Source organism: Bacillus sp. AFS002410 (assembly GCF_002556365.1).
GTDB lineage: Bacteria > Bacillota > Bacilli > Bacillales > Bacillaceae_G > Gottfriedia.
In genome coordinates this window covers 14900-33565 of record NZ_NUEU01000098.1, presented here as the reverse complement: position 1 = coordinate 33565, position 18666 = coordinate 14900, and the positions used below count along the sequence as shown (strand labels likewise).

Below are 18666 nucleotides of genomic sequence, written 5' to 3'. Positions count from 1 at the left end.
GCTCGGCCGCACATGCATGCATTAGTTGCTTAAGCATTATATAGACTGTTCTCACCAAACAGCCCCTATTAGTAAACAAAAATCAACATTTTAGTTTAACAGTGCCTTAAATAAAAATAAAAGCAGAAAAACTCTTAAAAGTTTTTTCTGCTTTTTTACTTCAATTATTTTAATAGAATAGCAATATTCCTTGCCGTTCTTTCGATATTTTCAAAGGCATTTTTCATAACGTCTTCAATCGGCATGATAGCAGGGATCGTAGGAAAAATAGCATCGATTCCATGCTTATACAGTTCCTCTATTCCATTACCAATGCTACCACAAATTGCAATGACCTTCGCATTTGGAGGAGCACAAGCAGCCGCTCCGACCGGGGCTTTACCAAATACAGTTTGGCCGTCCATTCTGCCTTCACCTACAATTACGATGTCTGCATCCTTACATACTTCTACTACATTTAACTGTTCAAGAACAAGTTCAATGCCTTTTTTTATGGTAGCATTTGCGAATAGCATTAGACCTGCACCCATGCCTCCACCTGCTCCACTACCAGGTATTTCTGATACGTTTTTAAAAAGAAATTGTTCGGCAATCTGATAGAAACGTCCCATTGCTTCATCTAATTCAGCTAATTGATTAGCTAAAAGTCCTTTTTGTGGACCAAAAATATAGGTTGCTCCGTTTTTACCAGTCAATGGATTAATAACATCTGCGGCAATCGTGATGTTCACTTTGTCTAAAAGCGGTGATTTGTTTCGATCACTTATTGATGCTACTTTTAGTAACGCTTCACCATTATTTTCAACTTCTTCACCGTTTTGATCAAAGAATTGATAACCTAATGCGGTTGCCATACCAATCCCACCATCATTCGTTGAACTTCCTCCAACACCAATAATAAGCTCAGAAGCTCCACGGTCAATTGCATGTAAGATTAATTCACCGACACCAAATGACGTTGTTTGTAATGGATTGCGTTTTTCAACTGGTACAAGATGTAAACCGCATGCTTCAGCCATTTCAATAAACGCTGTTTTACGATCTTTTGAAAATGCAATTTTAGCTTGAACCTTTTCATTAAGAGGGCCAGTTACAGTAATCGTTTCAATTGTGCCGCCATTTGAATCGATTAAAGCTTGAACAGTACCCTCTCCTCCGTCCGCTAGAGGTAATAAGTGATACTCTGCATTCGGAAAAACTGTTTGAAAGCCGTTATGAATGGCTTTGGCTACATTCATTGCATCCAAGCTTTCTTTAAAAGAATCAGGTAAGATTACAACTTTCATTTGCTCTCCTCCATTAAAGTAATGTGGAAATTTGATTCTTCAAGTGAAATACTTCACCATTAATTTGGATTTCAATTTCCGTACCAGATTGCTTTGTCACAGTTACGGATTCATGTGTAATCGTAATTTCAAGATTTGTACCTTGAAAGTGGAACGGGAATGACAGTTTGTCCCAGTTTTCAGGTAAGTTTGGATTGATCTTTAACTTATTCGTTTCCATCGTAATGTTTGCAAAACCAAAGATCGTTGCTAACCAATTGGCACCTAGAGATGCTGCATGTATTCCTTCATCTGATGACTTCGGATTTGACCCTAAATCGATTAGGCAAGCTTCTTGGAAAAATCGGTAAGCATTCTCTACATCTCCACATCTTGCAGCAACGATTGCATGTATTGCTTTACTAAGCGATGAATCGTGGATTGTATGTTCCTCGTAATATTGCAAATTCTTTTTCACTACATCTGCTTCAAATAAAGTAGGGAATAAATATAGTAACATCACTACATCAGCCTGTTTTAAAATCTGCATCTCATTCACTTCTTGACGGGAATAATCAAGAAGTATAGCCTGACTACCTTGTTTTTGTTTATACTTCGATAAATCAATCTCTGGTTTCGTTAAGAATGTATCATCTTGAGGAATAATTTTATCTTCGTTTGCTTGTGGTAAATAAATTCTTTTTAGAAAATCCTTTCCACTTTCAAATAATACCTCATCAATTTTATTATACTTCTCCATATATTTTAATGCTTGCTGTACATTATAATTAGCCATGTAATTTGTATAAGAATTGTTGTTAATATGTTCTGTATATTCATCTGGTCCAATTACATCTTTAATAGAGAGTACTCCATTTTCATCCGTCGTGCGACTAATCCAAAAACGTGCTGTTTCCTTTAGTAGCTCTAGCCCAACACACTCCATAAATGCTTTATCAAATGTATTTTCATAGTATTGACATACCGCATAAGCAATGTCAGCTACAATATGATGCTCAGCTAAAGCCGAGGCAACCTTTTGTCGTTTACCAGTTAATATATTAATAGCAGCATATTCTGGAGTTTCTTCCATGCCAGTAAACGCACTTTCCCAAGGGAACAGAGCACCAGCATAACCATTTTTAGCAGCTTTTTCTTTTGCTTCTTTTATATGAAGATATCGATACGTCAATAGTTTTCTAGCTACTTCTGGTTCAGTGAATAAATGAAAAGGTGCAATAAAAATTTCCGTATCCCAGAAAACATGTCCTTTATATCCTTCACCTGTTAAACCTTTTGCACCAACACTAAAACGTTCGTCATGTGAAGGTGTCATCATTTCCATATGATATAGAGAAAAATCTAATGCAATTTGATCAGTCTCGTCTTTTGAAGAAATGATTACACGCTTCATTTTCCAAAATTCGTTCCACTTAATAGATGAAGCTTCTATTAGACTACCGTATCCCGCTGATATAATTTCTTGAACTGTTTGAATACTAGCCTGTGCGGGATCTTGTTCTGACTTATCAATTGAAGTATAAACCGAACTAATTTTTTCCAATTCGAATGGCTGATCGACGATTAAATCTTGTTTTATAATAGCCATAAGCTGACGATTTTTAGCCACAAATGAAACATCACTTGTATCAGGTGTATTACATGATGTTGCTAAAGCAATCATGTGATTACTTTCAGTCGTTTTATAGACAGCATGCAATATTTTTTTATCAATCACGCGTATGTTTTCTTCTACTAAATGTTGCTTTCCGAAATTAGACGTTTGCGCATCAATACCAGTTGTTACTTTAATCGTTGCATCGCAGTCTAAACTGATTACATTCATTTTAGATGCAAGTAAATGTAAGTTATCTTTTGATACAAATCGTTGGAATTTTAGACAAAAACGGTTGCCATCTTTGTTTTTCCATACGATTTCTCTAGTTAGTTCACCTTTTTGCATATTTAAATTACGATTATAAGAAACGATTTCCCCTGAAAGGACAGAAAAAATTTCGTCATTAATTTCAATTTTCATACCAACTAAATCTGGTAAATTTACTAACTCTGTCACATCATTTGACGTAGATTTATTATATATTCCTGCTACATACATGCCACGAGTTTGTTCAGCATAATACTCTTCATGGCTTGCTCGTAAACCTAAATATCCATTTCCTAGTGCCATGATCGTTGCATACTTATTAATATATTGTAAGTCAAATTGGTTTTCATTCAATACATTTACTTCATTCATAAAGATACACTCTCACCTTTTTCGGCTGATTGATAGATCGCTTCTACAAGTCGTTGAATCGCATATCCTTGTTTACCATCTGCTAACATAACATTCTGTCCTAAGCAACGATTAACAAAGGCTGCCATACTTTTTGTATGACGGTCGGGATCAGCTTCTTCTCTCTTTAAAAGGGATACAAGCTCTCCTTTTTCATCTGTATAAATTTCCGCTGGAAACATCGAAGCACCAGCCTCGTCTCCACAAAGTTCTACATTCATTTCTGATTTTTCTTTTATATTTAATGCAAAAGATGTTTCTAATTGAATTAAACAGCCATTCTCTAATTCAATATGTGAAAATAAAGAATCTTCTACTTCAAATTTTGAAGGATCCCATTTGCCAAATGCACCTTCATTTTTCTTATGACCAATCTTCTTAAACATTTTTGTAGTAACTTTTTTAACTTTTGGGTAATCCAAAACATATAGTGCCGCATCAAGCATATGAATACCTAAGTCGATTAGGGGACCTCCACCTTGGATTTCTTTATTTGTGAAAGTACCCCAACCTGGAATGCCATTTCTTCTTAAAGCTTTTACTTTTACAAAATAAACATCACCTAGTATACCTTGATCAATTTTTTCTTTTAAAATCGTTACATCATCGGCAAAACGGTGGTGAAAATCATATGCAAGTACAAGTCCTTTTGCTAAAGCAGTTTCATGCATCTTTCTAGCATCTTCGGCTAAAATTGCTGGTGGTTTTTCACAAAAAACATCGCAATTATTTTCTAAAGCTAACATGACATTTTCGAAATGAAATTTATTAGGTGTGCAAACGCTAACGATATCCGGTCTTTCTTTCTCGTACATTTCAACTGCATTAGTATAATAGTTTGGAATATGATTTCGATCTGCAAAGCTTTTAAGTGCTTCTTCATTTATACCAACAACAGCAACTATTTCTATTTCGGCTCTAGTTTGATAGTAAGCAACGTGAACTTTTTCAGCTACTTGTCCCCCACCGATAATAGCTACCTTTTTTTTAATCACAATGCTCCCCCTCTCAAGCTAGAGCTTCTTTTATATGGTGAAATGCTTTAATATATTCATCCTCTAAGTTATTTCCACGAACACGGCACTCAAATGTTAAATAACCTTCATAGCCATCTCTTTTTAATTGCTCAAAATGCTTTTTAAAATCTAATGAACCACTTCCAGGCTGGAAACGATGATTATCTGCAATGTGTACATGTTCAACTAAATCATGATTAGTGTTGAGTGCTTCTGATATACCATCTTCCTCAATATTCATGTGATAAAAATCAGCAATAATTTTGACGTTTTTAAATTGATTATCCTCAATATATTTGCGTGCATCAGCTAAAGTATTAATCATATGGTCTTGATAACGATTTAAAGGTTCTAAATAAATTGTAGTTCCAGTTTCACCTGCTACTTTATCTAGAAATACTAGAGAATCGGTTACAGCTTTTCGATCACCGTCTAAGCTTCTTGGTGAAGACATAGGTGGTAATCGGAATGTAAACATCCCCCATGCTGCAGGAACTACAATCCCTTTACCGCCAACTTCTTTTAATGCTTTTAAAATCTCTTCAATTTCAGCTAACCCTCTTAAACGACGTTCTTCAATAAAGTCTCCGATCCAGCCATCATAACCACCGCAAGCTGTTGTTACAGGCAATCCAGTCTCTGCGATTGCTTCTTTCACTTCATCTAAATGATCAACTAAATATTTGCCATCGATTTCAAAGCCTTCAAAACCGATTTCTTTTAAATAGTTAAATTTTTCTTTAATGTTCTCTGGGAAAAAAGCTTGATTTTGTGTTCCGATTTTCATTAATATTCACTCCTAGACAGATGGGAGTGTATTACACTCCCAAATAAATTAACATCGCTTACTTATTAAATTGAACACCCATCTTAATACTTAGCTCTGGCTTTTGGTCTACAAATTCCATATATGAATCCGCTACTTCATTAAATGAAACAACTGGCTCAATTAAATCTTCACAGTTTAAATAACCGTTCATTAATAATTCCCAACAAGTATTTTCGATTCGTTTACGATCCCAACGAGGGTAGTCAGGGTTTGGCTCACTACTGCCTCTTGAAAAGACGATTTTAGCATTGTTAAAATGTGCTTCACGACCAAGATTAAATCCATCTGAGAAAGGCTTAGCAAATGCGATATAAGAAATTGTTCCACCGTATGCAATTCCCCTTAATGCTGCTTGCAGTGCACTTGAAACACCACTTGTTTCAATAATTGAATCTGCACCCATTTTATTTGTAATTTTTTTAATCTCATATCCTAAATCACATGATGTTGGATCAAAGCAATAGTCCGCTCCATTTTTTAAGGCGATATCACATCTGTGACTAATTGGATCTACACCAATCACAATACTCGCTCCAGCTTTCTTTGCTAATTGAATCGCAATTTGTCCAATCGCCCCTAAACCAATTACTACAACATAGTCACCTGCTCTAACATTTGCGTCTCTAACTCCGCTCATCGCAAATTGTGCTGGATCATAATAAACTGCATTCTTCCAAGAAGAACCTTCTGGCATTTTACGTAATTTATAGTTATCCACTGCATTCACGATGACAGTTTCCATAATCGGACCGTAAGTACAAACTTGATCTCCTAGTTTATACTCAGTTACTTCATCACCTATTTCACAAATACTACCGACAACCATATTTCCTAATTGAAATTCTCCAAAGACAATTCCTCTAGCAGTTCCTTCTTCGCGTGGCATAAACATTTTCCACTCTTCATTGAACTCCTCATCAATAAATGGGCTAAGTCCTCTAAAATCAACAACTTCTGTACCGTGCTTTGGAGATGCAAATTCTACTTTAATTTTCACTTCATTTGGTTTTACTTGGCGATCTTCATACTCAACTAATGCTGCGACTCTTGGTTCAACTGCTACTAACTTTTTCATTTATTATTTCATCCCTTCAGTAAAAAATTGTTTAGCCTTTTACTCCACCTTCAGTTAAATTGCCCTTAATAAAGTGCTCTGATATTGCATACATAATAACTACTGGTATAGCTGTAACTAATGAGGCTGCCATCATGCGACCCCATACATAGTCTGGCGTGCTAAATAAAGTATTTAATCCAATCGGTAACGTAAAGTTCTCTGAACTCGATAAGAAAATTGATGCAAATAAATAGTCATTCCATGCAATCATGAAAGCATATACGAAAACTGATACTATGCCCGAAATTGACAATGGAATAATGATATAGATGATTATTTTTATTCGACTTAAACCATCAATCATAGCCGCTTCTTCTAAATCCTCTGGGATTGTATCGAAATAACTCTTTAACATAAATATTGCTGTTGGAAGAGTTTGGACGATCATCGTAATAATCAATGCCAGTTTTGTGTCATATAACCCAAAGCCAGAAATGATTTTGAATAAAGGAACTACTAATAAAATCCCTGAAAACATATAAACTGTGTAAAAACTAGCGTTGATCGTTACTCTGCCTTTAAATTTAAGTTTTGATAAAGCGTAAGCTCCTAATATTCCTAGTACTACTGATAATGCAGCTGCGATTAGCGAAACAATTAAACTATTTTTAAAGTAGTTTAAATATGGGAATATTGTCGGATTAAAAATATCGATATAATGCTGGAAAGTCCATTCATGCGGTAAGATTGTTGGATGTGTTGCAATTGCTTCTTTTGAACTTTTTAATGACGTCATTAGCATAATAAAGAATGGAAATAACATGATTCCTAAAAGAAGGATTAGTACAACGTAAAATCCAGTCTTCTTAATAATTTTGTTTCTTTTACTACTTACTGCTGCCATTTAAGTTCACCTTCTTTCTTGATACGATAATAACAATGAATAAGATAATGAATAAGATAACGGAAATTGCCGAAGCTTTTCCTAAATTATTGAAAGCAAACGCTGTTTCATATAAATAAATACCTAAAATATTTACTTTGTTTGTTAATAAATAAACATCTGTAAACATATAGAACATCCAAATAAATCGTAAAGTTACAACAGTTAGAAGTACCGGCATGATCGCAGGTAAAGTTACAACTTTAAATTTTTGCCAAAGTGTAGCCCCGTCGATTTCAGCTGCTTCATATAATGTTTTATCAACCGTTTGCAAAATCGCTAAGAACGATATAAATGCATATGGGAAGTACTTCCAAATCGCGAAAACAACTACGACTATAAAACTACTAACTGGATTATCAAACCATAACGGAGCAGTTTTAAATAAATGGAAAACATCTGTCCCTAAGTAATTAATAATCCCATATGTGTTATTGAACATATATTTCCAAGCAAAAACTAGTGAAATAGATGGCGTTACATAAGATAGGATAATTAAAGAACGAGCTGTTTTTCGAAACTTAAATGGGCGATTAAAGAACAATGCTACCGCAAGCCCAACCGCTGTACTACCAACTACAGTTAAAACTGTATATAAAATCGTAAGACCTAAAGATTTATAAAACTCAATATCTTTAATAACATCAATGTAATGAGAAAGACCAACAAATGTAGCTGCTAATCTAGGGTTAATCGGTTGATCAAAAAAGCTTATTTTAATATTAGATAACATTGGATACGCAACTAGTAACAATAGTAAGAAAATACTTGGTAATAGTAATGCTAACGCTAGTTTTATATCAGATTTTTTTCGGACAATCGGTTTCATAACTACCTCCTAAAAAACAATCTATTTCCTCGCTCGATAGATTGGTGATAAAAGAAAAGTTGTTTAAAAAGCAACTTAGCTTGCTTTTCAAGCGTTCGTTCTTCTTAAACAACTTTCAATAATTAAAAATTAAATAACTATTACAAATTGAATTAAAAAGTTATTATTTTAATACACCTTTTAATTTTTCTCCCGCATCTTTAACAGCAGAATCTACACTTTTTCCACCAACAGTTACTTCATTAATTAACTTAGCAATTGCGCCTGAACTTGTAACATCGCCCATTTTTAAGTAGTTCTTGTTATCAACAAGACCAAATACTTGAATGTTATCAAACGAGCTTGCGATTTCAGTTGAAAGTTCACCAAAAGAATTCACAACTTTATTATCTTTATATTCTTTGCTTTCTGTTACATCTTTATTTACAGGTTGTGATCCACCTGGAGACATTAATACTAACTTCGTATTATTTTCTGGTTCTGCCATAAACTCTACTAATTTTTTAGCTGCAGCTTTTTGTGCATCATCTAAACCAGAAGAAATTGTGTATGCAGAAACTGTTCCATAAACTGCTTTTGTTTTTTCAGTTGGAATCACAAATCCAATATTGTCTGTTTTACCTTCTTCATATACTGAAGGAAGGATATAAGTTGAATAAACAGCCATTGGAGCAGAGCCATTCATAAATGCGTCTTTTACTTCAGTAACATCATTTGAACCTGGCATTGTGTATTTTGCTAATTCTTTATAGTAGTTTAAAGCTTCTTTCATTTCAGGCGTATTTAATGTTAAATCACCTTTACTATCGAACATATTTGCATTGTTTGATAAAGCAAATTGTGAGAAAGCTTGCTCAGAGAATCCACCTTCAACAGTTGGAAGTGCAATACCGTATTTTTTGCTTCCAGCATTTGTAAACGCCTTTGCAACTTTTAAAATATCATCCCAGTTTTTAGGCTCTGAAAATCCTTTGTCTGCAAGCATTTGTTTGTTGTACCAAATACCTTGTACCCAACCACTAATTGGTACACCTGTATAATCTTTTCCGTCCTCAGTTTTTAATAACTTTAATGCACCTTCGTAATACTTATCTTCTCCTACTTTAGAGATGACTGATTTTACTGCCTCTTTATCAATTAATTGATCCTTGTCCATAACTTTTGCATAATCTTGTCCTACTTCAATAACTGCTGGAAGTTTACCAGAGCTTGCTAAAGTAACAACCTTTGTATTATAAGAATCTTCCTCAACAGGAACTTGCTTTACTGTAATATTTGGATTTGCTTTTTCAAATTTAGAAATTAAGTCTGTAATAACCGCTAATCTTTCTTGTTCAACTGAAGAATGCATAAATTCAATTGTTACTTTACCATTCTCTTTTTTACCGCCACCACAAGCTGTTAATCCGACTGCTAACATTAAAACCAAGAACATACTTAGAAATTTCTTCATTGTTCTTCCTCCTAATTTACTGGTTTTAACCAAAGGAATTGATATGGTTCTAAAGAATTAAATTCATTAAATTCTTCAACAACTCCAGTTAAAATATTCAAATACTTTCCATTTAAACCACATAAAACTTGTTCATTTGATAGATTATGAAGAATGATGATGTGATCATCTTCACTCGTACGTTTAATAGCAAATAATTTATCATTCAGTTCAAGTACTTCCATCTTTGCATTTGGATTAAATAGTTTTTCTTCTTTACGTACTTGAATAATGTTTGTCAGTTCTGTAAAAACTTTATTTCTTAAAGTTCCCTCTTCATTTAATTCTTTTTCAATTTCAACAAGCGGATATTTTTGGCGATTAATTGAACGATTCATACCAGTTTTTTCAACGCCTGCATAATCATTTCTTGAGCCAAGCATACTTTGAATATAAATTGCCGGTACTCCTTGGAATGTTAACAAGATTGAATGTGCTAGTAAGAATTTCTTTACTCGTTGGTCATCACTTGAAGATTGTTTATTTAAAGCATCTAGGTAAGTTACATTAATTTCATATGGACTCTCAGTACCGTCCGAATTCTTCTTATAATTTACTAATGCTCCTTCTTCTTTTAGCTCTTCTACTAATGATAAAATTTCTTCTTCAGGAATAATTCCACGAATTGGATTTAAACCAATTCCATCATGAGAAGCTAAGAAGTTAAAGAACGTAGTATCTTCTCCAGAACCTTCAAGATTCTTCGCCCAATTAGTTAATGCACTTCCATTTCCTTTATGAAGTGAATATAAGACTAATGGAGGCAGTGGAAATTGATAGACCATGTGAGCTTCGTCATGTCCATTACCAAAGTACGAAATATTATCTAAATGAGGAACATTTGTTTCAGTAATCATTACTGTACCCTTAGCTGCCTCATCTAATAAATCTCGGAATAATTTAACGATTTCATGTGTTTTTTCAAGATGGATACAAGAAGTACCTACCTCTTTCCACATATAGCCTACAGCATCAAGTCTTACATATTCTGCTCCTTGCTCAAGGTAAAATAGTAAAACATCAATCATATCTAATAAAACTTGTGGATTACTAAAGTTCAGGTCAATTTGATCATCACTAAACGTTGTCCAAATGTGTTTTTCCTCACCATTAGCTAGTTTAAATTTTGATAGTAATGGAAGTGCCCTAGGTCTAGTCACTGAGCTTAAATCAATTGATGGATCCATTTCAGTGAAGTAATCATTATATTTTGGATCATTGTTCAAATAGCCTTGAAACCATTCACTTTTACTAGAAATATGATTACATACATAATCAAACATAATTCTTGCTGAATTTGATAAGCTTTCAATATGTGACCAATCCCCTAATGCTGGATCTACTTTCTTATAGTCAACTACTGAAAAACCATCATCAGATGTATAAGGGTAAAAAGGTAGAATGTGAACAAGTTCAAATTTATTTGATAAATGTTCATCAAACATTTTTTTGAAGGTTTCTAAAGTTGGTATTCCCTCTTCTCGAAACTGATCACCGTAAGTTATTAAAACAACATCTAACTCGTCCCAATTTTGTTTTCTCTTTTTTGAAATTTTTAATTTTGCTTCTTCAATTCGTTTCTCTATCAAACTATTAATTCGATTTATATCTTCATTTTCATAAATAAAAGCTAATCTTTCTTTTATTTTACTCATATGATTCCTCCTTGTGGTATCGCTCCCACAGAGATGTAAAAAAAATTGGTACTCGATTGGTACCGCTCCCAAACTCAATATATTATAGAAAGCGCTTACTGTCAATTTAAAAAATTTATTTTTTTTGATCTGAGTTTACTCTGATCCGTTCATTCGGATTTCTTAATTCTTTATGACTAAACATTTAGTATTGCTACTTTTTTATATTCTCCATATAATTGCCCTAGTAATAAATAGTTAATTTTTCACTATGCTATGTTCACAGTCTTGACAAATTTTAAAAAAAGTCGTTACTATCATGATATATTATCAGCACTATTATTTCTGGTAACCGCTCCTAGTTACTAACCAGAAAAAATATTCCCATATAACTTTTCCAGTTTAAAAAGTTCTTTTCTAAAATAATTTAACTAATTAATTAAAGATAAAATGTAAACGTTTTTACTACATTATAAAAAATGAATGGAGCATACAAATGGGCCCTACAATTTACGATATTGCTCGCGTGGCTAACGTTTCAAAGTCCACTGTATCTCGAGTACTTAATAATAAAGACAATATTTCAGAAGAAAGTCGCTTGCGCGTATTGAAGGCAATAGAAGAATTAAATTACCAACCTAATAAGTTAGCTAGGGCACTTACATCATCTGGATTTGATGCAATTTTGGTAATGTCTCGTTCGACGAAAACAACTGCTGGAAACACGTTTTTCTCTGAAATTATTCACTCTATATCAACGAGATCAGAAGTAGAAAATTTCGATGTCATCATACAAACATCAAAAAATAGCAAAGATGAGTTAGATAAATGTATTGAGAAAATTCGCGGCAAAATGATTAAGGGAATTCTTATGTTGAGTTCGCCTGCAAATGAGGATTTTTTCAAAGAATTAGATAAATATGAAATTCCTGTAGTCGTTATTGGAAGAGTTGAAGGAAACTATCAACACATCTATTCCGTGGATACTGATAATTTTAATGACAGTTATCAACTAGTCCAACACTTGATTAATCAGGGACATACTGACATTGCTTGCCTTCATTCTTCTCTTGATTACCACGTTTCAATTGACAGATTGGAAGGTTATAAAAAATGTTTAATTGATAACGGAATTCCACTTCGTTCCGATCGAATTATTGATAGCGGATACACAATGGAAAGAGCATATGAAACTTCAGAAGCCCTTTTAAAATCTAAAGATTTACCAACTGCAATATTTGCAATAGATGATCTAAAAGTTATTGGTCTTTATAATACAACTGCAAAGTTAGGCATATCAATTCCGAAAGATTTATCAATTATAGGATATAATAATGGCATTTTTTCACCGTTATTCTCTCCACCTCTAACTGGGATCGAAATTCCAGTTATGAAGCTAGGTGAAACAGCGACAGATTTACTTTTTAAACGCATAAAAAATGAACCTGAAAAAACAGAACATATTATTGTTCCAACAAAGCTGGTCGAACGAAAATCAGTTGCCAAAATAAATTGATTGAAATGATGGGGGTACCATTTTGAAAAAACAAATTGAAGCAATTATATTTGACTTAGATGGTGTAATTACCGATACTGCTGAATTTCATTATTTAGCATGGAAAAAGCTAGGTGAAGATTTAGGAATTCCCTTTGATCGTGAGTTTAATGAAACGCTAAAAGGTGTAAGTCGAACAGACTCATTAGAAAGAATCCTGAAACTAGGAAACCGCCAAAGTGATTTCTCCGAAGCTGAAAAAATTGAATTAGCAACAAAAAAGAATACTCATTATGTTGAGTTAATCCGTAATATTTCTGAAAAGGATCTATTACCTGGAATTGAATCTTTCTTAATTCAAATAAAAAAAGAAGGCATTAAAATTGCAATGGCCTCTGCATCAAAAAATGCATTAATGGTAGCAAATGCTTTAGGAATTACTGACTATTTTGATCACATCGTTGACGCTGCAACTGTCACTAATTCAAAACCGGATCCAGAGGTATTTTTAAAAGCTGCCCAAGCAGTTTCTGCTAATCCTGAAAATTGCATCGGTGTCGAGGACGCTGCTGCTGGTGTTGATGCAATTAATGCTGCAAATATGTACTCTGTTGCTATTGGTGACACTACTGTTTTAAACCATGCTAATTTAGTCTTATCATCAACAGAAGAATTAGAGCTTAATAGAATTATTGATAAGTATTTAATATCATAATTTCCACAAATTAATTATGTAAGAATAATAATTAAGCTACAAAAAAACGAAAATCTCATTTTTAGAGATTTTCGTTTTTTTAATTACGATAACATCAATTCTTGCTTTTCAACCAACTCAATTTCAAAACCTAAATCTTCAAGCATCGCATGATCACGATTTGTTTCCTGTCCTTCCGTAGTCAAATAATCACCTATAAAAATACTATTTGCGGCGTAAAGTCCAAGTGGTTGTAAACTTCGAAGATTTACTTCACGTCCTCCTGAAATACGTATTTCTTTTGTTGGATTAATGAATCGGAAAAGTGCCAACACTTTTAAACAATAACGGGGATTTAACTCGTTCACGCCTTCTAGCTTCGTTCCATTAATCGCATGTAAAAAGTTTACTGGAATAGAGTCGGCATCCAATAGTCGTAATGACCTCGCGATTGAAATAACATCTTGTTTTGTTTCTTTCATCCCTATAATAGCCCCTGAACATGGAGATATACCCGACTGTTTAACTTTCTCAACCGTATCAATTCGATCCTGATATGTATGGGTTGTTGTTATGTAATTATGATGTTCAGCTGATGTGTTTAAATTATGATTATATCGATCAACCCCAGCTTCTTTAAGTTCATTCGCTTGATGATCCTTAATAAGTCCTAAACAAGCACAAACTTTCAAACCATATAATTCTTTAATTTCCTTAACTGCATCAGAAACAACATTTACATCCCTGTTAGTCGGTCCGCGTCCACTTGCGACTATACAATATGTACCTGCCTTTAAATCAAAGGCACGCTTTGCACCCTCAAGAATTTCTTCTTTCGATAGAAAAGGATATTTTTCGATTGGTGCACTTGAAATTGAAGACTGTGAACAATAGCCACAATCCTCAGGGCAATAACCACTTTTAGCATTAATGATCATATTAAGTTTAACTTTTTTTCCATAATAGTGTTTGCGAATAATAAATGCCCCTTGTAAAAGTGAAAGTAACTCATCATCTTCACATGATAATATACTTAATGCTTCTTCGTCTGAAATTTCCTTACCTAAAATAACTTCATGTGCCAAATTAGTCCAATTCACTTTGTGTCGCTCCTATTCATTTATCATTTCGTCAATAATTGTTGAATTTCAAAAATATGGTCTTCCGTAAAAAAGTCCGATTGTTCCGGTATAACGCCTAGTATGACTTGACCAGTTAATTTCTCTAGCATCATTAAACTATCTTTTTCCATTTCAGTCATCGTAGACGGTACCTTATTAATAAGTAAGCCTAAAATATTAATTTGGTGTGACTTTAAATACTCAGTTGTTAAAACTGTATGATTAATCGTTCCTAGACTTAATGTAGTTACAAGAATTACAGGTAGATTTAACAACTTAATTAAATCAATCGTTCCAAAGTTTTCTTTTAACGGAACTGCAACTCCACCGGCATCTTCAACAAAAACAACATCATGTTTGTTTTCTAATTGCTTATATTTTTCAAAAATAACTTGCTCATCAATAAAAACATTTTCTAGTTTACTAGCTAAATGTGGTGAAACAGGTGTTTCAAGTGTGTATGAATTGTAGTAATGATCGTCTTCTAAAAGCGGTAATTTTTCTTTATAGAACGCTACATCTTCGCCTATAAATCTATCATTTACTTTAACTACTCCACTCTGAATTGGTTTATAAGGAATGGCATCAATACCTTTACGTTGCAAGCATGCTACCATCTGAGTAGTTACATAGGTTTTTCCAATATTTGTATCAATTCCAGTAACAAAATATCCTTTTCCCATCTTAAGCAGCCACCTTTTTTTCATTGTCTCTAGCTTTAGCAAAATTAATCTTCGAGTTTGAAAAATTAGTAAAATTTTACAATCTGACAAAATTAAATTTACACGCATTTAAAATATATGTCAACCTTGATTAAACTTTGAGTTAACATATACATTTTCGTAGAATAACATTTACGAATCATTAACCGTACAAAAAATTATCTTAAGAAAACAATTAGTATCTTTGTCACACTTTTACTCAAATGAAAGGTTATATAAACGAGAAGCACTGATTATTTCATGCGGAAAGGATAGAAAGTTATTTATAGTATTTGGGAATGAATCTTATGATGGAGTCTCTTCTGTTTTTTATTGTTGATTAAAAAACCATATTATGGAGATTCAATTGGGGTAGTTTCTTTAAGAGTAATGGATCTATATCATCAGTCACATTATGAGTTATTAATCCGTGTATAAAAGTTTCCTAACTACATTTTAACGATTAAAATATGTGGGTACTGAATAGGAAACTAGAGATGTTTTTATTTTTAGGGACTGTCATTGAAGACTTGGCAATCACATTTGATACAAGTATTTCCTTAAAAAATGAGGCATCCATATTGAATGGACAAACTGTTTCAATTCCTTTAATCAATGTGGAGCCTTCTACAATACCAATTGGATGGGTTCGTTCAAATAACTCAAGTTCGTCGATGCTGTATGATCAATTTTTAGAGCTTTTAAACATTGAGCTAAAATGGCTTGAGAATCATTAATCTGACAAAAAAAACAGAAAAACTCTCACAGTAGTTTTTCTGTTTTCTCTTTTACATACTTTTATTTTCAACTCTCTTCAATGTTCTCGTTAACAATAATGCTGCAGTTATTGCGATTACTCCATTAATAGTAAATGAAGTAGCCGCTCCGAATTGTTGCCATAACCAGCCTGTTAGTAAAGAAGCTGGAAAAAATCCAATTCCGGAAACCATCGCATAGAAACCGAGTGCTGTTCCTTTCGCGTCAGGGCTCGATAATTCTACTACAAGTGCTTTTTCCACACCTTTTGTTAAAGCTGAGTAAAGTCCGTATAGTATAAATAAAATAACCAGATTAGTGGCTGAGTGAACTACTGCAAAACCGATATAAACGATTCCATATAAAGCATATCCTGCCGTTAGTATTCCTCTCCGTCCATATTTATCAGAAAACGCACCTGAAAGATACGAAAGGGAAGAAGCTGTTAAGTGAAAAAGTAAGTACATCAACAATACACTTTGATTCGAAAAGCCAAGATCGGCTACTCTTAATAACAAAAAAGAATTGGATGAATTAACGATTGTAAATAATAGTACAACTACCAACAGTTTCTTTATATTTGAATCTAGTAACTCCCATTTAAATTGTAAATTCTTTGATGGTTTATTTAGATGATTTATGCTTTCCTTTACGCCAAATAATAGTAACCACCCAATTGTTATCGGAACTACTGAATATAAAAATACAGCCTTAATGTTTTGATTTCCTACAATTTGCAAAATAACGATGGCTGCTCCTATTCCTAAAGCAGCCCCTAACATATCCATCATTTGGTGAATCCCAAATACTCTACCCTGCTTATTTTTCCCGCCGGATTCTGATATTAAAGCGTCTCTTGGAGCTGTACGAATTCCTTTTCCTGTTCGATCGACTAGCTTCCAAATGAAAACTCCAATCCAAGAACTTGAAAGAATTAGAACAAGCCTTCCTAACCCTGATAATCCATATCCTACAATTGCTATATTTTTTCTGTTTTTTTGCCGATCTGATCGATTGCCAGAATAAAATTTTAATACACTCGCTAAGCTTTCAGATAAGCCGTCAATAATCCCAATTATTAAAGGACCTGAAGTTGAAAGAATAATCGGGATTAGCGGAGTTACCATGTAAGTACCCATATCTGTAAAAAAGCTAACTAGACTTAAAACCCAAATATTCTTACCCTTCATTCTCTTCAACCTCCTGAATAAATGAACAAGGTAGATTCTAGTTTATGTTTTCACCAATTTTTCCGCACGTATATTCTCTTTTAAAAGCGATACAAAACGAAATAACTCCAGTGAGAATAGGATTCCACTTAGCCAAACTGAGCTGAATACAAATCCAGCAGCAATGTCGCTAGGCAATAAGTGGTGCAAATAGACGCTGCTAATCGAAAATAGTACTACAACAAAAATAAAACAGAAGAACATGATCGTATTAAGCATATAAGCTTTATTGTGTCGAATTAACATAATGATGAAGTAACCTAATACTGTCAGAATCAACATAGACTTTTCATTTGGAAAGTTTTTACCTACATTGCTACCTAACATAAAGTTGAAGATCCAAGGTATCCCTTCTGATAGTATAAGGATTCCAGCTAAACTAGCAATCAAAAAGAGCAATTCTAACCATTTATTTTTGTTGTTTATTAAAATGACTATTATAGTAGCAAGCGAGACTGTCAATAAAACCTTCCAGGTCGATAATGAATAAATAAAGTTCATCGGCCCATTCCAGTGTTGATTAAATAAATTAAAAACAATTGTCTTAAATACAGAATTGAATTTATCAAATTCATTGCTAATTGTGTTTTGAATTAGCCCTATCATTAAGATTACAAACGTAACGAAAAAAATTAAACACGTTAAGATGAGCAATTTTATTTTCATGAAGCTTTTAAATCTCTTAAAACTTGATTCAAATATTAATATTAACGATTCTTTTATTAATTCTTTTTTTGCTTTTACAACAAAAAAAGTGAGAACTATGATACCTAATAATATGCTACCTAATACTAACCATTTTTTTATTTCTACTTGGTATATATCCCAGTTTGGTCCCATTACCTTTCCTAACCAAATAAACGTTCCAATCCAAAGAAATACACCAATATATGAAAAAATGGCAAATGAGCGATAAGGTAATTTGATGATCCCTGAAATAATGCTTGCGAAATGTCTAATACCCGGAATAAAGAACGATACTAGTAATAATACCTTCCCATATTTTTCATACCATTTTGACATCTTCTCTATCTTTTCAGGGCCCATATGGATATAATGACCAAATTTCCGAAAAAACGGTGTACCAAGTTTATATCCTAACCAATAAGAAATAGTAACCCCCACAATTCCTCCAAGGCCGGCAGAAATAATAGATAATACTATATTCATTTCCCCGTGATAACATAAAACACCAACATAACTCATCAATGCTTCATTCGGAATAGGAACTATGATCAATTCCAACATCAATGATAAAAATAAAATGATATAGCCATATTGATTTAATAAATGGATGATTTCGTTCATA

The 18666-nt window shown here is 33.3% G+C and carries 16 protein-coding genes; 3 read left to right on the top strand and 13 right to left on the bottom strand.

Annotated elements, in window-relative coordinates:
- Nucleotides 1–164: 164 nt before the first annotated feature.
- The 9 genes from CN692_RS23600 to CN692_RS23560 form a co-directional block, all read right to left on the bottom strand.
- On the bottom strand, nucleotides 165–1286 hold the full coding sequence (locus CN692_RS23600) for a glycerate kinase (protein WP_098121574.1): 1122 nt from the start codon (nucleotides 1284–1286) through the stop codon (nucleotides 165–167).
- Nucleotides 1287–1299: 13 nt separating this feature from the next.
- Nucleotides 1300–3522, bottom strand: coding sequence for a glycoside hydrolase family 65 protein (locus tag CN692_RS23595; protein ID WP_098121573.1), 2223 nt, complete (start codon nucleotides 3520–3522; stop codon nucleotides 1300–1302).
- Nucleotides 3519–4553 (bottom strand): Gfo/Idh/MocA family protein, encoded by a 1035-nt coding sequence (locus CN692_RS23590; RefSeq protein ID WP_098121576.1) that lies wholly within the window; start codon nucleotides 4551–4553, stop codon nucleotides 3519–3521. The genes CN692_RS23595 and CN692_RS23590 overlap by 4 nt, the downstream gene beginning before the upstream one ends.
- A 16-nt stretch (nucleotides 4554–4569) precedes the next feature.
- Nucleotides 4570–5364, bottom strand: a complete 795-nt coding sequence (locus CN692_RS23585; protein WP_098121572.1) for a sugar phosphate isomerase/epimerase family protein — start codon at nucleotides 5362–5364, stop codon at nucleotides 4570–4572.
- Nucleotides 5365–5422: 58 nt separating this feature from the next.
- Nucleotides 5423–6481: a zinc-dependent alcohol dehydrogenase gene (locus tag CN692_RS23580; RefSeq protein ID WP_098121571.1), complete on the bottom strand. Its 1059-nt coding sequence runs from the start codon at nucleotides 6479–6481 to the stop codon at nucleotides 5423–5425.
- A 31-nt stretch (nucleotides 6482–6512) separates the two neighbouring features.
- The gene (locus CN692_RS23575; protein ID WP_098121570.1) at nucleotides 6513–7367 is read right to left on the bottom strand and encodes a carbohydrate ABC transporter permease; all 855 of its coding nucleotides are present in this window, start codon (nucleotides 7365–7367) and stop codon (nucleotides 6513–6515) included.
- Nucleotides 7351–8235: a carbohydrate ABC transporter permease gene (locus tag CN692_RS23570; RefSeq protein WP_098121569.1), complete on the bottom strand. Its 885-nt coding sequence runs from the start codon at nucleotides 8233–8235 to the stop codon at nucleotides 7351–7353. The genes CN692_RS23575 and CN692_RS23570 overlap by 17 nt, the downstream gene beginning before the upstream one ends.
- Before the next feature lie 163 nt (nucleotides 8236–8398).
- Nucleotides 8399–9688 carry an ABC transporter substrate-binding protein gene (locus CN692_RS23565; RefSeq protein ID WP_098121568.1) on the bottom strand — a complete coding sequence of 430 codons (1290 nt, stop codon included), beginning with the start codon at nucleotides 9686–9688 and terminating at the stop codon, nucleotides 8399–8401.
- 11 nt (nucleotides 9689–9699) lie between these two features.
- Complete coding sequence (locus tag CN692_RS23560; RefSeq protein WP_098121567.1) at nucleotides 9700–11382, bottom strand: alpha-amylase family glycosyl hydrolase; 1683 nt, start codon at nucleotides 11380–11382, stop codon at nucleotides 9700–9702.
- Nucleotides 11383–11857: 475 nt separating this feature from the next.
- Here CN692_RS23560 and CN692_RS23555 point away from each other — a divergent pair, with 475 nt between their 5' ends.
- Both CN692_RS23555 and pgmB read left to right on the top strand, forming a co-directional pair.
- Nucleotides 11858–12877 (top strand): LacI family DNA-binding transcriptional regulator, encoded by a 1020-nt coding sequence (locus CN692_RS23555; RefSeq protein ID WP_098121566.1) that lies wholly within the window; start codon nucleotides 11858–11860, stop codon nucleotides 12875–12877.
- Nucleotides 12878–12899: 22 nt separating this feature from the next.
- The gene (gene pgmB, locus CN692_RS23550; RefSeq protein WP_098121565.1) at nucleotides 12900–13571 is read left to right on the top strand and encodes a beta-phosphoglucomutase; all 672 of its coding nucleotides are present in this window, start codon (nucleotides 12900–12902) and stop codon (nucleotides 13569–13571) included.
- Between the two features lie 83 nt (nucleotides 13572–13654).
- Here pgmB and bioB read toward each other — a convergent pair whose 3' ends face one another.
- On the bottom strand, nucleotides 13655–14650 hold the full coding sequence (gene bioB, locus CN692_RS23545; RefSeq protein ID WP_098121564.1) for a biotin synthase BioB: 996 nt from the start codon (nucleotides 14648–14650) through the stop codon (nucleotides 13655–13657).
- Between the two features lie 23 nt (nucleotides 14651–14673).
- Nucleotides 14674–15354: a dethiobiotin synthase gene (gene bioD / locus CN692_RS23540; protein WP_179874538.1), complete on the bottom strand. Its 681-nt coding sequence runs from the start codon at nucleotides 15352–15354 to the stop codon at nucleotides 14674–14676.
- 515 nt (nucleotides 15355–15869) lie between these two features.
- Between bioD and CN692_RS23535 the strand changes: the two genes are divergently transcribed.
- Complete coding sequence (locus tag CN692_RS23535; RefSeq protein WP_098121562.1) at nucleotides 15870–16109, top strand: hypothetical protein; 240 nt, start codon at nucleotides 15870–15872, stop codon at nucleotides 16107–16109.
- A 51-nt stretch (nucleotides 16110–16160) separates the two neighbouring features.
- Here the strand turns inward: CN692_RS23535 and CN692_RS23530 are convergent, their stop codons facing one another.
- Both CN692_RS23530 and CN692_RS23525 read right to left on the bottom strand, forming a co-directional pair.
- Nucleotides 16161–17318 carry an MFS transporter gene (locus CN692_RS23530; protein ID WP_098121561.1) on the bottom strand — a complete coding sequence of 386 codons (1158 nt, stop codon included), beginning with the start codon at nucleotides 17316–17318 and terminating at the stop codon, nucleotides 16161–16163.
- Between the two features lie 42 nt (nucleotides 17319–17360).
- Nucleotides 17361–18665 carry a VTT domain-containing protein gene (locus tag CN692_RS23525; protein WP_098121560.1) on the bottom strand — a complete coding sequence of 435 codons (1305 nt, stop codon included), beginning with the start codon at nucleotides 18663–18665 and terminating at the stop codon, nucleotides 17361–17363.
- Nucleotide 18666: the final 1 nt, after the last annotated feature.

Excerpts from the sequence above, each read along its gene's own strand:
- CN692_RS23600 (WP_098121574.1), bottom strand. The coding sequence starts at position 1,286 with ATGAAAGTTGTAATCTTACCTGATTCTTTTAAAGAAAGCTTGGATGCA.
- CN692_RS23595 (WP_098121573.1), bottom strand. The coding sequence starts at position 3,522 with ATGAATGAAGTAAATGTATTGAATGAAAACCAATTTGACTTACAATAT.
- CN692_RS23585 (WP_098121572.1), bottom strand. The coding sequence starts at position 5,364 with ATGAAAATCGGAACACAAAATCAAGCTTTTTTCCCAGAGAACATTAAA.
- CN692_RS23580 (WP_098121571.1), bottom strand. The coding sequence starts at position 6,481 with ATGAAAAAGTTAGTAGCAGTTGAACCAAGAGTCGCAGCATTAGTTGAG.
- CN692_RS23575 (WP_098121570.1), bottom strand. The coding sequence starts at position 7,367 with ATGGCAGCAGTAAGTAGTAAAAGAAACAAAATTATTAAGAAGACTGGA.
- CN692_RS23570 (WP_098121569.1), bottom strand. The coding sequence starts at position 8,235 with ATGAAACCGATTGTCCGAAAAAAATCTGATATAAAACTAGCGTTAGCA.
- CN692_RS23565 (WP_098121568.1), bottom strand. The coding sequence starts at position 9,688 with ATGAAGAAATTTCTAAGTATGTTCTTGGTTTTAATGTTAGCAGTCGGA.
- CN692_RS23560 (WP_098121567.1), bottom strand. The coding sequence starts at position 11,382 with ATGAGTAAAATAAAAGAAAGATTAGCTTTTATTTATGAAAATGAAGAT.
- CN692_RS23555 (WP_098121566.1), top strand. The coding sequence starts at position 11,858 with ATGGGCCCTACAATTTACGATATTGCTCGCGTGGCTAACGTTTCAAAG.
- bioD (WP_179874538.1), bottom strand. The coding sequence starts at position 15,354 with ATGGGAAAAGGATATTTTGTTACTGGAATTGATACAAATATTGGAAAA.
- CN692_RS23535 (WP_098121562.1), top strand. The coding sequence starts at position 15,870 with ATGTTTTTATTTTTAGGGACTGTCATTGAAGACTTGGCAATCACATTT.
- CN692_RS23530 (WP_098121561.1), bottom strand. The coding sequence starts at position 17,318 with ATGAAGGGTAAGAATATTTGGGTTTTAAGTCTAGTTAGCTTTTTTACA.
- CN692_RS23525 (WP_098121560.1), bottom strand. The coding sequence starts at position 18,665 with ATGAACGAAATCATCCATTTATTAAATCAATATGGCTATATCATTTTA.